Origin of the sequence: uncultured Winogradskyella sp., assembly GCF_947498345.1 — a bacterium.
GTDB lineage: Bacteria > Bacteroidota > Bacteroidia > Flavobacteriales > Flavobacteriaceae > Winogradskyella.
In genome coordinates this window covers 1-16,542 of record NZ_CANMJY010000015.1, presented here as the reverse complement: position 1 = coordinate 16,542, position 16,542 = coordinate 1, and the positions used below count along the sequence as shown (strand labels likewise).

Genomic DNA, 16,542 nt, shown 5'->3' with positions numbered 1-16,542 from the left:
CCCTATCTATTAATACCCTGTGAAGATAAATAACGCTGATATTCCCTAGCATTATTATTGTGCTGTGCTAGAGTTTTAGCAAACTTATGATAACCAATGCGCTTTGCATCTGCAGCAAAATAAAGATAATTATGTTTTTCGGCATTTAAAACAGCTTTTACTGCTGATAAATCTGGCATGGCAATTAATCCAGGTGGTAATCCTGAGTTCTTGTAGGTATTATAAGGTGAATCGATTTCTTTATGAATATTCAACACTCTCCTTATAACTGTGTTTTGGTATTTTGGTAATTGATAAGCAGCAAATTTTAACGTAGGATCAGCTTGTAAAGCCATACCTATACGCAATCTATTAAGGTAAACACCTGCTACTCTTGGTTGTTCATCTGCTTGTTTAGACTCTTCGTGCACAATTGAAGCTAGTGTCATCACTTCATCAGGTGTAAGGTTTATCCTTTTGGCTTTATTAAGTCTGTCTTCATTCCAAAAGCGATTGTATTCTTTGAGCATTTTATCTCTAAACCCCTCGGCAGATGTATTCCAAAAGAATTCATAACTATTAGGTAAGTACATACCTAGAGCAGTAGCTTTAGTAAATCCGTTCTTACTCAAAAAAGTGGTATCATTCATTGCTGCATACAACGATACGCTATCAGCTTCTATTTGTGTGCTTATTCTTCCTGCTAAATCCGCTATATTATGTTGATTATTAAATGCAATCTTTATTGGTAAATTTTTACTCCTAATAGAGTTGACAATATCATTATTGCTCATGTCTTTAGATATGGCAAAACGACCAGCCTTAATATTAGTCGTATATTTTTTTTGATTCGCAAGAGCATCAAAAGTATCAATATTATCCAAAAGCGGCTCTAGTTGTTCTCTAACCTGAGGATAACTGGCATTTGTAGGTATATAGATATAAGCTGTTTCATTGTTGAAAGCTGTATTGGGCTTAAACATTGCACCATAGATATAATAAGCTATAACTGCAAAAATTACAAGTCCGATTAAGGCAATTGCCCATAAAATTTTTTTAATGTACATTGTGTTAGTCGTTAATACGTTGTAAAATGTATTCGTTTAAAAACCCATTACCATCAAAACTCCAGTCTTTTTTCAATCCTATAATTTTAAACCCATTGCCCTCAAATAATTTTAAGCTAGCTTTATTATGCTCTGAAATATTTGCATATACCTGATGTAAATGAAGCGTTTTAAAACAATAGTCACTCAACAGCTTCAAAGCTTCTCTACCATAACCTTTGTATCTATCCGATTCATCCTGAATTAAAATTCCAATACCAGCACGTTTATTCTTAACATTAAAATCAAAAACGTCTATAAGTCCAATAGTATTGTCGTCGTTTGTACAAATAGCTAAACGTAATTGTTTTGCTTCAAAAATATCTTGCTGTGCATTTTCGAGGTATTTTTTTATTAAAAATCTAGAGTATGGTGTTTGGGTGTCACTCAAATGCCAGAGCGATGTATCATTTTCAACCTTATGTACAAAATTTAAATCCTCTGGCTCCAAGGCTCTTAAATAAATATGTTCGCCTTTTAAACTTACCATTCTATATCTCCTTTAAAAACTTGTTCAGCAGAACCTATAAGCCAAATATTGTTATAGCCTTTCTCGTTTTTATTAAAGCTCACTTTAAGCTCTCCACCTCGTGTTTTTAGATGTATAATGTTTTTGGAGGTTTGAGCTTTAAAATGCATAGCCAAAGCTACAGCAGTCACGCCAGTACCGCAAGACAAAGTCTCGTCCTCCACTCCACGCTCATATGTTCTTACAGCAAATCGATTTTCGGCAATTTGTTCAACAAAATTAACATTACTTCCAATTTTGCCATAAGGCTCTCCATATCTTATTGCAGATCCTTGTTGTTTTACATTAAAATTTTCAATATCGGCAACCATTTCAATATGATGAGGTGAACCTGTATCTAAAAAAAGGTATTTATCAAAAACCTCTATGGTATCAACATTTTGCATTTGTAAATGCACTACATCATTTTCAATTTTTGCTTTATGCAATCCATCTACCGCATTGAATTTGGCTTCATCTACTATAATTCCTAAAAACTTAGCAAATGCAGTAATACAACGCCCTCCATTACCACACATACTGCTTTCATTACCATCTGCGTTATAATACACCATTTTAAAATCTGAAGATTTGTCATTTTCTAAAAGGATAAATCCATCTGCTCCTATGCCAAAACGTCTATCACATAACTCTGCAATACGCTTGGTATTATTTTTGTTGATTTTCTGTAAACGATTGTCAACAATAATAAAGTCATTTCCTGTACCCTGATATTTGTAAAATGTCATCTTCATAAGTATTGGCAAATATAAGAATATTAGACTGAGAAATGTGATGTTAATGTGGCGTTAAAGTTGACGTTAAATAGTCGTTAAAATCAAAAATGAGATTCAATAAATATTTAAATTTAATCGTTAAATAGTTTAAACTTAAATTCTGAAAAATTATGAAGAAGATATTAACCTTAGTTTGTGTTTCGGTATTAGGTGGTCTATTGACTTTAGGAGGATACAAACTTTTTTTTGAAGAAAGTCAACAAGAGCAATTAGTTATAGAACAGGCTAATGACTTACCTATCTATGTAGCTACATCGCATACAAATGTAGATACATCTGATAACCGTGTAGATAATATGACGTCGAATTTTGTTGAGGCTGCAGAAAAATCACTTGATGCTGTAGTACATGTTAAAAATACTGCCATCGTTTCTGCTCCAATGACAATGCAAGATTTATTTTTTGGTCGTAGCCAGCAACGTGCACAAGTTGGCACAGGTAGTGGAGTTATTATCTCACCAACTGGATATATTGTTACCAATAACCACGTGATTCAAAATGCTAATGAGATTAGCATAACATTAAACAACAACAAGTCTTATATGGCTGAGTTGATTGGTACAGATGAGGCTACAGACATAGCCTTACTAAAAGTTGAAACTGATGAGGATTTACCTTTTATGGCTTTTGGCGACTCTGATAGTGCCAAGATTGGCGAATGGGTTTTAGCTGTGGGGAATCCGTTTAACTTAAATTCTACAGTCACTGCTGGTATTATCAGCGCAAAATCTAGAGACCTAAGTGGTCGCAATACACAATCATTCATACAAACCGATGCTGCAGTAAATCCAGGGAATTCGGGTGGTGCCTTAGTTAATACAAATGGAGATTTAATAGGTATAAACACGGCTATATCATCTCGTACTGGGTCCTATATAGGTTATTCTTTTGCTGTACCCAGTAATATTGCAAGAAAGATTGTTAATGATATTATGGAATACGGCAATGTACAAAACGGTATTCTAGGTGTTGTTGGTGGAGCATTAAACAGTAAATTTGCCGAAGAAAAAGGATTAGATATAGCAGAAGGGTTTTATGTTAGTGACGTAACTGAAGATACTGGAGCTGAAAAAGCAGGTATAAAATCTGGTGACATCATTAGAAAAATTGATGGTGTAGAGATCAGTAAATTTTCGGATTTAACAGGTTATCTTAAAACCAAAAGCCCTAATGATGTGGTTGATGTGACTTTAATAAGAAATGGTAACGAAGAAGTTTTACCTGTCACACTACTAAAGCCTTCTACCACAATTGTCGAAACCATTGGTTTTGTTAAAAATGCTTCGGAAAAGGATTTAAATAATTTTGGTGCAGATTATGGTTTAAAAATCACTGAGCTTGATGAAAACTATGAGTCTTACTGGAATAGAAATGGTGTTGAAGAAGGTAGTATAGTCACGAAAATAAATGGAAAAAAACTTTATAGTGTAGATGATGCTGAGAATGCATTAAAAACTAGAAAATACAATGAACCCCTTCAAATTGAAGTTATTAACATACAAGGTGAAAAGGTAGTCTATAACTTTAGATAAAACCCATTAAAAACAGATTGAAAAATCACCCTTCAGAGTATTATACTTTGAAGGGTTTTTATTTTCGATAAAAAGTGTTACGAAAACGTTTGAAATATGTATTTTTGCGCAAAATTTAAAAACACTAAACCAAAACAAAATGGGTTTTAACGACACTTACGAAAAAGAGTTAGCGTTTCAAGCAGATCGTCGCAGAGCAACGGTAGAATTTATTAAAACAATAAGCGACCTTTGGTACGACAATTCTATTGAGCTGGTTTTATTTAGAAATCAATTAATTGATAGAAAAGTGAGCGAAATTTTAAACCTGCATGAGTATGCTGGTGAATTTGTTCAAAAACCAATTTCAATTTTTGATTCTGTAGAAATTGCGCAGGCTATTAAAAACTTAAACTTACCACCTGCTAAATTAGACATCGGAAAATTAACCTATGAGTACCACCTCGAAGATCAGAAGTACGAAAATGCTACGGCTTTTGTTTCTGCCAAATTAGGAGAAGCAAAAAAATCTAAAAATATAGAGCCAAAAGACGTTGTGCTTTATGGTTTTGGTAGAATCGGACGTTTGGTAGCACGCGAATTAATGACGCGTACAGGAAAAGGTAACCAATTACGCTTACGTGCTATTGTAACTCGTGGAGACATTAATGAAACTGTTTTAGAAAAACGTGCTTCATTGCTAAGAAATGATTCTGTACATGGAGATTTTTCAGGCATGGTAAGTGTTGATGTAAAGAACAGCGCATTGATTATTAATGGAACTACCGTAAATATTATTTCGGCTAATGCACCAGAAGATATTGATTACACTATATATGGTATTAATAATGCTCTGGTAATTGATAATACAGGAGCGTTTAGAGACGATAAAGCACTGGGCAGACACTTAAAATCTAAGGGTGTAAGCAAGGTATTGTTAACAGCACCAGGAAAAGGAGTACCTAACATTGTTCATGGTGTCAACCATTTAGAACACAACCCAGATAAAGTAGATATTTTCTCTGCAGCATCTTGTACAACAAATGCTATTACACCAGTTTTAAAAGCTGTTGAAGATTCTTTTGGTGTTAAATCTGGTCATTTAGAAACCATTCATGCCTATACCAATGATCAAAACCTAGTAGATAATTTTCACAAAAAATACAGACGTGGTAGAGCTGCAGGTCTAAACATGGTTATTACTGAAACTGGTGCTGGAAAAGCCGTTAGTAAAGCATTACCATCACTAGAAGGTAAGTTAACCTCTAATGCTATTAGAGTTCCTGTACCAAATGGTTCGTTAGCTATTCTAAATTTAGAATTAGAAAATGAAACCTCTGCAGAAAGCATGAATACCATAATGAAAAAATACGCACTCGAAGGTGATTTAGTTGAACAAATTAAATACGAAATGAGCGATGAATTGGTGTCTAGTGATATTGTTGGTAGTTCTGCACCTTCTATATACGATAGCAAAGCAACAATTGTTAGAGAAGATGGTAAAAATGCGATATTATATATATGGTATGATAACGAATATGGTTACAGCCACCAGGTTATTAGATTAGCAAAATATATTTCTAAGGTAAGACGCTATGCTTACTATTAGGATTCTTTGAAAAAGGAAATATAAAAATCTTGCTTAACGGCAAGATTTTTTTGCTTTTAAGCGACGCAACAACATCCATTTTTAAACTTCGATCGTATATAAATTGGCTTTTCTATTTCAAAGTCGATTTGCCAAGTAATTTATTTATAATTGTTATCTTGGCACCTAATTAATCTAACGCAACCAAAAATTATATTAAGGATGAAATTCTTAACCAAAGTTACTGTAATTCTTATAGTTACATTTAGCCTACAATCCATAAACAGTCAGACAAAAAAAGATGAAGCCGAAGATCAGTTATCATTAGATCGTGGTACTATCGATAGTCAATTTGAATATATTTTTAGAAAATCTGGCAACTTTAAAGGTCTAAAAGGTCAAAAGTACGAGGCTGTAAAATACAGTTCACTTTTAAAGCTTAAAGCCAATGTTTTAGATTCGCTTAAAACGACATACAAAACATTAGAAGATTCTGAAAACACAGTTAAAACCCAAGCTAAAGAGATAGAGGATCTAAAAGCTAAACTTGGTAATACGGAAAGTACTTTAGACCAAACCAATAAAGAAAAAAATAATATGACATTACTAGGTATGCAAACCAGTAAAACCAATTACAATGTCATTATGTGGTCTATTATTGGTGTATTACTGGCATTTTTATTATTCTTTATTTATAAGTTTAAAGGCAGTAACTCAGCGACAAGAGATGCCAAATTTAAACTAGAAGAAGTAGAAACAGAATTTGAAGAGCACAGGCGCACAGCATTAGAGCGTGAGCAAAAAGTGAGACGTCAACTACAAGACGAGATTAATAAGAATAAGACTTAATACATACTGTAATAAAGAATCTCTAGATATAATAATATCACATCCGCAACACTAGTTGCGGATTTTTTTGTTGCTTTATGAACGAATTAATTAGGTTTACTACATTTACTAAATGGGAAACTATGATTAAATTAAGTATTGATATAACCAATCTAAACAAATTTCTTCCCATTTGAAATCTCTCAATTAAACCTATCTTTACACTCTATTTATATAAACCATGCGTATAGATATTATTACCGTTTTACCAGAACTTATAAAAAGTCCTTTCGAGGCTTCCATACTAAAACGTGCCATAGAAGCTAATTTAGTAGAAGTACATTTTCATAATCTTAGAGATTATACCTCTGATAATTATAAATCTGTAGACGATTACCAATTTGGAGGTGGAGCAGGTATGGTAATGTCTATAGAACCTATAGACAAGTGCATCTCAAGCTTACATGCCGAGCGTAGTTATAATGAGATAATCTATATGACTCCAGATGGTGAACGTTTAAATCAAGGTATTGCTAACCAAATATCCCTAAAAGAAAATATTATTATTCTTTGTGGTCATTATAAAGGAGTCGATCAGCGTGTACGCGACACCTTAATAACCAGAGAGATCTCTATTGGTGATTATGTATTGTCTGGTGGAGAACTGGGAGCAGCAGTATTATGCGATGCTGTTATAAGATTAATACCAGGTGTCTTAGGCAATGAGACTTCTGCCCTCACCGATTCGTTTCAGGATAATTTATTAGCACCACCTATTTACACCAGACCAAGAGAATATAAAGGCATGAAAGTACCAGAGATATTATTTAGTGGTAATTTTGGCGAAATAGAGAAATGGCGCGAAGAACAAGCGTATAAACGTACTCAAGAACGACGACCAGACTTATTAGAAGATTAACAATGGGTAAAATTATTACACTAATATTAGTTTCAATTATATTCAATTCCTGTCAAGATTCAAATAAATTAAAAGAAATAGACTTAGTTGAAAATATTGAAGTAATAAAATTTATGGATATGCAAACTTATTCTGTACCTCCAAATGAAGAAACATTTTGGGAATTTGGTGATTTAGAGTTTGCAAAAATTAAATTAAACCATAATCCAAATCATTTCTATGAAGAAGTCTCCAGTTTTAAAAAGATTGAAAATGGTTTATCTGAAAGTTTTGATTACGCATTTTTATTAAAGAGAAATCAAAGCACAGATACTATATATGCATCTTTAGTTACAAATCAATGGACAATAAAAAAGAATGGTGAATTTCTTTATTTTTTTGATGAAGACGGACAATTAAAAGAAGGTTTAATTCTATACTCAACTTTCTTTAATGATTGTTGGTAGTATTTAATTTACAGAATAACTAGTAATAGCTAGTAACTCAACAAATAAACGCCTGAACAATCTACAAAATTAAGTCCATTAAAATTTTGTATTATTAATTGCCAATTACTAATTAATAATTATCTTTGCACCCACTTTATATTAACCTCTGGCGAAAATCGTGAATGTTAGTATAAAGCAACCATAATAAAAGAAAAAACAATGGATTCTTTAGTAAAATTTGTACAAGACGAATTTGTAACCAAAAAAGACCTTCCAGAATTTAGTGCTGGTGATACAATTACAGTATACTACGAAATTAAAGAAGGAAACAAAACACGTACGCAGTTCTTTAAAGGTGTAGTATTACAACGCAAAGGAACAGGAACTTCTGAAACATTTACCATCCGTAAAATGTCAGGTACAATTGGTGTAGAACGTATCTTCCCAGTTAACTTACCTGCATTACAAAAAGTTGAAGTTAACAAACGTGGTAAAGTACGTAGAGCACGTATATTCTACTTTAGAGGTCTTACTGGTAAAAAAGCAAGAATTAAAGAAGTTAGAAGATAATTTAACTTACATACCTTATAAAAAAGCTCTCGATATCGAGAGCTTTTTTGGTTATTAACTTTTGTTAATAAGTATAGTTTATAAGATGTTTATATCTAATTGGTTAAAAAATTTGTTTTTTCGCAATAGAAATATACTTTAGCTAAACAATTAACAACAAACCTAGTTTGGTTTTAAAAGAAATTTTGAATTTATGTTAAATTGTAATAAAGTAACGTTCTTTATATATTGAGATTGTTTTTTGAGGTTAGCAAACCGCTTGTGTAGGCAAGTGTTGGGAAACTGATCATGAAGCTAAGGTTTTATTATAGTATGCTTTGCAGGTTGTAAAGTCTAAGTGGAAAGCTTTGAAGAAGTAACGGAAGCGAAAGTGAACGCGAAAAGGATGAGCAATGTTTTTAGCCGTATCAAACACGCAAGTGAATGATAAAAAAGAAAACATCAAGAAAAACAAGTCTTAAGAAACTTAGTAGTATCAGGTCAATACATTTTGAAAGGTATGAAACGTTTCACCGAAACAGAAACACTTGAACTGAAAAGGATGATGGTGTAAACCATACAGCTGAGTTAGTGAAAACTAAATAAGTCACGTTAGTACTGTTTCTAAAGAAGCCATGTCAGCACAGATTATTCTGAGTGATATGGCTTTTTGTTTTGCAAAAATTTAAAGATTTGCCCTTTAAACAAAATGATTATACTATACATAATCATAGAGCTCATTTAAGTATTACCTAAAAAGCCTTACAACTCACTTTTCTTATACAAAATTTATCTCATAGCCTTATATTTACGGTATGAACTTACCGCACATAGATAATCAAAATTTTACCAATCAAGATTATAGAACCAGTATGCTTTCTAAAGCAGAATACAGCTATTGTGCTTTTACAAATTGTAATTTTGAAAACTCTGATATTTCTAACATTGTGTTTTTGGAGTGCGAATTTTTTGACTGTAATTTTAGTAATGTTAACGTAAAGCATACTACATTTAATGATACAATATTTACAACTTGCAAATTAGTTGGTGTAAACTTTAAAGACTGTAACAGCTTTTTAATGGCTTTTCATTTTAATAGATGTAACTTAAGTCTAAGTACGTTCTCAGAGTTAACTATTAATAATACTAAGTTTTACGATTGCAAATTACATCAAGTGGATTTTACATTTTCTGAAATTAAATCCTGTCTATTTCAACAATGCGATTTACAAGATGTGATATTCGAAAACACCAATCTGGAAAAATCAGATTTATCTACAGCTTTCAACTTCAGTATAGATCCTTCAAGAAACAATTTAAAGAATGCCATTTTCTCAAAAGAAAACCTTTCAGGACTACTAAAAACATTCAAAATAAAAGTGAAGTGATTTTAGTATAACTTTAATAGCTATAAATTGCGAATTCATCAAAATTTTTAGCGTGCTCTTATCAATCTCACACTAACAAAACTGTAGCATTTTTGTATATTTGCACAGCTTAAAATTAAGCTTTAGCACAATCACTTTATTTTTAACGACCTATGACCAAAACAGCAAAGATTGTTTATACAAAAACTGACGAAGCACCCGCTTTAGCAACACGCTCTTTTTTACCTATTGTTCAATCCTTTACAAAATCTTCAGGTATTACTATTGAGACTAAAGATATTTCTCTTGCAGCAAGGATTTTAGCTGTGTTTCCAGATTACCTAACAGAAGAACAAAAAGTAGATGACACATTAGCAGAATTGGGTAAATTGGCAAAAAAGCCAGAAGCTAATATCATAAAACTACCAAATATTAGTGCTTCAATTCCACAATTAACTGATGCTATTGAAGAGTTGCAGGCTAAAGGTTATAAACTTCCTGATTATCCCGAAAATCCCAAAAATGATACTGAAAAAGATATAAAAACACGCTACAATAAAGTAAAAGGCAGTGCTGTAAACCCTGTTTTAAGAGAAGGAAACTCAGATAGACGTGCCCCAAAAGCTGTTAAAAATTATGCTAAGAAAAACCCTCATAGCATGGGGTCTTGGACATCAGACTCTAAAACACATGTAGCTACAATGTCGCAAGGCGATTTTGCACATAATGAGACTTCTGTTACACTAGCTGAAGCTACAACAGTTAAGATTATCCATACAGATGATAACGGCAATAAAACAACTTTAAAGGATAATTTAGCTTTATTACAAGGAGAAATTATTGATACCACATACATGAATAAAAAAGCATTATTAAATTTCTTAGATAAAGAGATTAAAAATGCTAAAGACCAAGATGTCTTAATGTCTTTGCACATGAAAGCAACAATGATGAAGGTTTCTGACCCTATCATATTTGGTCATGCTGTGCGAACTTATTTTAAATCTGTGTTTGACAAACATTCTGAAACTTTAGAAGGTATAGGTGTTGACGTTAATAATGGCTTTGGAAATCTATTAGAAAATTTAGAAGAGCTATCGGAAGCAAAACGTAATGAAATTGAAGCAGATATAAAGACTGCCCTTAACAATGGCCCAGAATTAGCCATGGTAAATAGTGATAAAGGTATTACAAACCTTCATGTGCCTAGCGATGTCATAATAGATGCTTCTATGCCAGCAATGATTAGAACCTCTGGGCAAATGTGGAATGCAGATGGCAAGCAACAAGATACTAAAGCCATTATTCCAGATAGTAGTTATGCTGGTGTATATATTGCTACAATAGATTTTTGCAAAAAACACGGAGCGTTTGATCCAACCACCATGGGAACTGTTCCTAATGTAGGGTTAATGGCTCAAAAAGCTGAAGAATATGGGTCACATGATAAAACTTTTGAAATTGCTTCAAACGGAAAAGTAGAAGTTATAGATGCATCAGATAACATTTTAACATCACATAATGTTGAAACTGGTGATATATGGAGAATGTGTCAGGTCAAAGATGCTCCTGTCCAAGATTGGGTAAAACTAGCAGTTACAAGAGCTAGAGCCTCTCAAACACCTGCAGTTTTTTGGTTAGACAAAAATAGATCTCATGATGCAGAACTAATTAAAAAAGTAAATCAATATTTACCAAACCATGATACTAATGGTTTAGATATTAGAATACTCTCACCTATTGAAGCAACTGAATTCACATTAGATCGTGTAAAAGTCGGAAAAGATACTATTTCAGTTACGGGTAATGTCCTTAGAGATTATTTAACAGATTTATTCCCAATTTTAGAATTAGGCACAAGTGCTAAAATGCTATCTATAGTACCATTAATGAATGGTGGTGGCTTATTTGAAACAGGTGCTGGTGGATCTGCCCCAAAACATGTACAACAATTTGTAAAGGAAAATCATCTACGTTGGGATTCTCTTGGAGAATTTTTGGCCTTAGCAGTGTCTTTAGACCATTTTGGTGAAGTAAATGATAATGAAAAAGCAAAAATCTTAGGCGAAACACTAGATGACGCTACAGAAAAATTGCTAGAAAATAAAAAAGGGCCTTCTAGAAAAGTAAATGAGTTAGATAATAGAGGTAGTCATTTTTATTTAGCTATGTATTGGGCTGAAGCTCTTGCTAACCAAAATAAAGACGAATCACTAAAATCTGAATTTACTGAGATTTATAATCAGTTATCTTCTCAGCAAGACATAATCGTAAAAGAGCTGATAGATTGCCAAGGTAAATCGGTTAATATTGATGGTTATTATTTACCTAATGAAAGCTTAACAAGCAATGAAATGCGACCTAGCAAAACACTTAATTCTATATTAAACTAAACTTATGTTAAAAGAGCTTCAATAAAATTGAAGCTCTTTTAATATTCAATAATTTAGTGTAACAATCCTTTAGGTTAATCGTTTAAACATAACATCATCATTCAAAACTCATATAATAAATTATGACTACATGCTTTAGAGTACTATTACTCTTTCTATTTTTAAGTCCTCTTACTACAATTCTTGCTCAAGAAAAATTTACTCTAAGTGGAACAATTACCGATAGTCAAAGCAACGAAACATTAATTGGTGTTAACATTATCATTCCAGAAATTCAATCCGGAACGATGACAAATGAATATGGTTTCTACTCTATTACATTACCAGAAGGAACTTACAACATACAAATAAGCTATTTAGGCTTTAAAACCATTTCTGAAACTATTATTCTTAATAACGACATGATTAAAAGTTTTAAGCTTACTGAATCAGCTGAAAGCCTAGAAGCTGTTGTTATAACAGAAGATGTAGAAAAGCTAAATATCAAAAAACCTCAAATGAGTGTTAATAGTCTTACGATTAAGACCATTAAAAATATGCCTGTAGTTCTTGGAGAAGTTGATGTTATAAAATCAATTACTTTACTTCCAGGTGTGACTAATGCAGGTGAAGGTTCTTCTGGCTTTAACGTTAGAGGTGGAGCTGCAGATCAGAATCTTATTTTATTAGATGAAGCGACCATTTTCAACTCATCACACTTATTTGGTTTCTTTTCAGTTTTTAATCCCGATGCCATAAAGGACATCAAATTATACAAGGGTGGAATTCCAGCAAAATATGGAGGTCGTGTATCTTCTGTACTAGATATCTATCAAAAAGAAGGGAATAGTAGCGAGTTCCATATGAATGGAGGGATCGGACTAATTTCTAGTAGATTATTAGCAGAGGGACCGATCAAAAAAGACAAAGGTTCTTTTTTATTAGGTGGAAGAAGCAGTTATGCGCATTTGTTTTTACCGCTTTTCGATTTAGATAATGTCGCTTATTTCTATGATTTAAACACTAAACTGAGTTATAGGCTTAATGCTAACAATAGCATCTACCTTTCTGGTTATTTTGGAAGAGATGTATTTGAAATTCAAGATAGTTTCGAAAATACTTATGGTAATACTGTAGTAAATTTTCGTTGGAATCACCTATTTTCAGACAAGCTATTTTCAAATCTTTCATTAATTTATTCAGACTACTATTATGGATTAAAGTTGAATTTTGTTGAGTTCGATTGGGAATCTGGTATTAGGAATTTTAATCTTAAATACGATTTTAAGCATTATATAAGCAATAATTTTAAGCTAGAATATGGCCTCAATAGCATCTACTATAAATTCAATCCAGGCGAAATCGAACCTACAACCGAAAGTTCTGGTATAAACCCCTTTAAACTAATTGATAAGTATGCTTTTGAAAATGCCATTTATATTGATGCAGAGCATAAGTTGAGTAATAAACTATCTGTAAGTTATGGTGCCAGATTTAGTACTTTTCATCGTTTGGGTCAAGACGAGCTAAATATTTATGATAATAATAATCCTGTTATCTTCAATGAAGAACTTGGTATTTATGAAAAAGCAGACCCAATAGGTACCGAAACATTTGATCGTAGCGATATTATTGAATCTTTTGCAAATATCGAGCCGCGTTTAGCAATTGCATATCAATTAAATGATAAGTCATCTATCAAAGCAAGTTATAATCGAATGAGTCAATACTTGCATCTTCTATCAAATACAAGCTCACCTACTCCCTTAGATGTTTGGACACCAAGTGGTAAATATGTTAAACCTCAGTTGCTAGACCAAGTGGCTTTAGGATATTTTAGAACATTCAAGGATAATGAATATTCATTAGAAATTGAGGGGTTTTATAAAACCATACAAAACCGTATCGATTATACAGACGGTGCAGATTTAATAGCAAATAACGCTATAGAACAAGTTATACTTAATGGAGAAGCGAGAGCGTATGGAATGGAAATTTTATTTAGAAAAAACGAGGGCAAACTTAAAGGTTGGTTAGCTTACACATTATCAAAATCCGAGCAGCGTACACAAGGTAGAACTACAATAGAAACTGGTATAAATAATGGAAAGTGGTATAATACACCTTTTGATAAAACCCACGATATCTCTCTAACCGGAAGCTACGACTTAAATAAGAAATGGTCGTTTAGTTCTAATTTTATATTTCAAACTGGTCAACCAGCAACATTTCCTAATGGCCAATACCAATATAATGGTATAACCGTACCTAGCTACGAAGCCAGAAATTCTAGCAGATTAACAAGTTATCACAGATTAGATTTGGCTGTAAATTATAACCCTAAACCCGATAGTGAAAAACGATTTAAAGGAGAGTGGGTATTTGGTATATATAACGTTTATAACCGCAGAAATGCAGCTAATATTACATTTAGAGAAAACAGAATGTCTGGCACAAATGAAGCTGTACGCCTTGCTATATTTGGTATAGTGCCATCAGTGTCTTATAATTTTAAATTTTAGAACTAATGAAAAAATTATTAATCTTAATATTGCTTTTTAGTTTTTGCACAAATTGCGAAGATGTTATAGACGTAGATCTTAACGAAACCGAGCCAAGATTAGTTATAGACGCTTCTATTAATTGGTTTAAAAACACATCAGGAAATGAACAAAGCATAAAACTAAGCCTTACAGCACCTTTCTTTGATGATGACGTACCGCCAGCAAATGGCGCAAATGTTCAAATTACAGATTCAAATAATAACACATTTAGTTTTATTGAAGATGGACAAAGCGGTATATATAGAAACAACGCATTTGTACCCGTAATAGATGAAATATACATCTTGACCATTCAATATCAAGGAGAAACATATACTGGTACTGAAACGCTCAAATCTGTTGTACCTATTGACTTTGTAGAACAAGAAAATGAAGGAGGTTTTTCTGGCGAAGATATAGAACTTAAAGCATTCTATACCGACCCTGCAGATATAGAAAATTATTACTTCTTCGAATTTATAAGTAACATACCTGTAATTCCTACGCTAGAAGTTTATGATGATAGATTTACCGATGGCAATCAAATCTTTGGCTTTTATACCGAAGAAGACCTCGAATCTGGGGATATAGTAACCATAAGAAACTATGGAGTAAGTGAACGTTTTTATGAGTTTATGTTTATATTACTACAACAAGGTAGCGAAGAAGGTGGCGGTCCGTTTGAGACACAGCCAGCAACCGTTAGAGGAAACTGTATTAATATAACTAACCCAGATAATTTTCCATTTGGTTATTTTAGGCTTTCAGAAGTCGATGAACTTATTTACACAGTAGAGTAGTAATTTTCTTTGTTGGCGTCACCCAAAAGGGTCGCGTCATCCACTATATCTCTGCCTCAAAAAGCAGAGGATGCCGTTACTACCACTAACGCACCAATCAGCCAAATTATTTCTTACCTTTAAACTATGAATTTTACCAAGACCACTGAAGAAGATTCTCATTATAATCATCTAGAAAAGATGTCAATTAATGAGATAATTACCAGCATTAATTCCGAAGATAAAACGGTGCCTCTAGCAGTAGAAAAGTCCATTTCTCAAATAGAAACATTAGTCTATAATGTTGTCGAGAAATTAAAAAATGGTGGTCGACTATTCTATATAGGCGCTGGCACAAGTGGTCGTTTAGGTATTTTAGATGCTTCAGAATGTCCGCCTACATTTGGTGTCTCTCATGATTTAGTAATTGGGTTAATAGCAGGAGGAGATGAGGCCATTAGAAAAGCTGTCGAAAATGCAGAAGATTCAACTACTCAAGGTTGGAAAGATCTTCAGAAATATAACATATCAGAAAAAGATATAGTAATTGGCATTGCAGCATCTGGTACCACACCATATGTTGTACATACTTTAAAACAATGCAATGAAAATAATATTACCACCGGATGTATTACCTGTAATAAAAATAGCCCTTTGAGTCAAACAGCGCAATTTCCTATAGAAGTTATTGTTGGACCAGAATTCTTAACAGGGAGTTCAAGAATGAAAGCAGGAACAGCTCAAAAATTAGTCCTTAACATAATTACTACAACTACTATGATTAAATTAGGAAGAGTAAAAGGTAATAAAATGGTAGACATGCAACTCAGCAATGATAAGCTAGTAGATAGAGGTGTAAAAATGGTTATGAACGAATTAAACATCTCGAAAGAAGAAGCTTCAAAATTACTTCAAGAATATAAAAGTGTTAGACAAAGTATAATCCATGGACGAAAATAACAGAACTGATAAACAACTGCTAGGTAAAGGATTAAAACAAATGGGTATTTGCCTCTTTCTAATGTTTGCTGGACCAACATTATTACACCTCGCTTTAGATAATGATGATAAACCGCTTTATATACCTTTACTTATTGCATCTATTATACTCTGCATAACAGCTATAGCCATGCTATTTATAGGCCTTAATACTATACTGAATAGCATATTTAAAAAGAAATAGAGATTATTAAATCTACAATTTACTAAAGTAAGGTTTATAAAAAGCAAAACACCCTTACTAAAAAATAGTAAGGGTGTTCAAAAAA

At 32.7% G+C, this 16,542-nt stretch carries 15 protein-coding genes; 12 read left to right on the top strand and 3 right to left on the bottom strand.

Annotated elements, in window-relative coordinates:
- Positions 1–2: 2 nt before the first annotated feature.
- Genes mltG through dapF form a run of 3 tightly spaced genes read right to left on the bottom strand, consistent with a single transcriptional unit; the run spans position 3 to position 2,348 of the window.
- A complete protein-coding gene (gene mltG, locus Q0912_RS16585; RefSeq protein ID WP_299117202.1) occupies positions 3–1,046 on the bottom strand; it encodes an endolytic transglycosylase MltG in 1,044 nt (347 codons plus the stop codon).
- 4 nt (positions 1,047–1,050) lie between these two features.
- Entirely contained in the window at positions 1,051–1,575 is a 525-nt protein-coding gene (locus Q0912_RS16580) for a GNAT family N-acetyltransferase (protein ID WP_299117200.1), read from the bottom strand.
- Positions 1,569–2,348 (bottom strand): diaminopimelate epimerase, encoded by a 780-nt coding sequence (dapF, locus tag Q0912_RS16575; RefSeq protein WP_299117198.1) that lies wholly within the window; start codon positions 2,346–2,348, stop codon positions 1,569–1,571. The genes Q0912_RS16580 and dapF overlap by 7 nt, the downstream gene beginning before the upstream one ends.
- Positions 2,349–2,500: 152 nt before the next feature.
- Here dapF and Q0912_RS16570 point away from each other — a divergent pair, with 152 nt between their 5' ends.
- From Q0912_RS16570 to Q0912_RS16515, 12 genes are all read left to right on the top strand, one after another.
- The gene (locus Q0912_RS16570) at positions 2,501–3,922 is read left to right on the top strand and encodes a trypsin-like peptidase domain-containing protein (protein WP_299117196.1); all 1,422 of its coding nucleotides are present in this window, start codon (positions 2,501–2,503) and stop codon (positions 3,920–3,922) included.
- A gap of 139 nt (positions 3,923–4,061) precedes the next feature.
- Positions 4,062–5,510, top strand: a complete 1,449-nt coding sequence (locus Q0912_RS16565) for a glyceraldehyde-3-phosphate dehydrogenase (RefSeq protein ID WP_299117194.1) — start codon at positions 4,062–4,064, stop codon at positions 5,508–5,510.
- A gap of 201 nt (positions 5,511–5,711) precedes the next feature.
- Entirely contained in the window at positions 5,712–6,338 is a 627-nt protein-coding gene (locus Q0912_RS16560) for a tRNA (guanine-N1)-methyltransferase (RefSeq protein ID WP_299117192.1), read from the top strand.
- Positions 6,339–6,558: 220 nt separating this feature from the next.
- Entirely contained in the window at positions 6,559–7,236 is a 678-nt protein-coding gene (gene trmD, locus Q0912_RS16555) for a tRNA (guanosine(37)-N1)-methyltransferase TrmD (RefSeq protein ID WP_299117190.1), read from the top strand.
- 2 nt (positions 7,237–7,238) lie between these two features.
- A complete protein-coding gene (locus Q0912_RS16550; protein ID WP_299117189.1) occupies positions 7,239–7,682 on the top strand; it encodes a hypothetical protein in 444 nt (147 codons plus the stop codon).
- A gap of 201 nt (positions 7,683–7,883) precedes the next feature.
- The gene (gene rplS, locus Q0912_RS16545) at positions 7,884–8,234 is read left to right on the top strand and encodes a 50S ribosomal protein L19 (protein WP_299117187.1); all 351 of its coding nucleotides are present in this window, start codon (positions 7,884–7,886) and stop codon (positions 8,232–8,234) included.
- Positions 8,235–9,028: 794 nt separating this feature from the next.
- Positions 9,029–9,601, top strand: a complete 573-nt coding sequence (locus Q0912_RS16540) for a pentapeptide repeat-containing protein (protein WP_299117185.1) — start codon at positions 9,029–9,031, stop codon at positions 9,599–9,601.
- 152 nt (positions 9,602–9,753) lie between these two features.
- On the top strand, positions 9,754–11,973 hold the full coding sequence (locus Q0912_RS16535; RefSeq protein ID WP_299117183.1) for an NADP-dependent isocitrate dehydrogenase: 2,220 nt from the start codon (positions 9,754–9,756) through the stop codon (positions 11,971–11,973).
- Positions 11,974–12,095: 122 nt separating this feature from the next.
- Positions 12,096–14,474 carry a TonB-dependent receptor gene (locus Q0912_RS16530; protein WP_299117181.1) on the top strand — a complete coding sequence of 793 codons (2,379 nt, stop codon included), beginning with the start codon at positions 12,096–12,098 and terminating at the stop codon, positions 14,472–14,474.
- A gap of 5 nt (positions 14,475–14,479) precedes the next feature.
- Positions 14,480–15,295, top strand: a complete 816-nt coding sequence (locus Q0912_RS16525; RefSeq protein WP_299117179.1) for a DUF4249 domain-containing protein — start codon at positions 14,480–14,482, stop codon at positions 15,293–15,295.
- Positions 15,296–15,421: 126 nt separating this feature from the next.
- A complete protein-coding gene (murQ, locus tag Q0912_RS16520) occupies positions 15,422–16,234 on the top strand; it encodes an N-acetylmuramic acid 6-phosphate etherase (RefSeq protein ID WP_299117177.1) in 813 nt (270 codons plus the stop codon).
- On the top strand, positions 16,221–16,457 hold the full coding sequence (locus Q0912_RS16515; RefSeq protein WP_299117175.1) for a DUF6095 family protein: 237 nt from the start codon (positions 16,221–16,223) through the stop codon (positions 16,455–16,457). The genes murQ and Q0912_RS16515 overlap by 14 nt, the downstream gene beginning before the upstream one ends.
- The last annotated feature ends 85 nt before the right edge of the window (positions 16,458–16,542 follow it).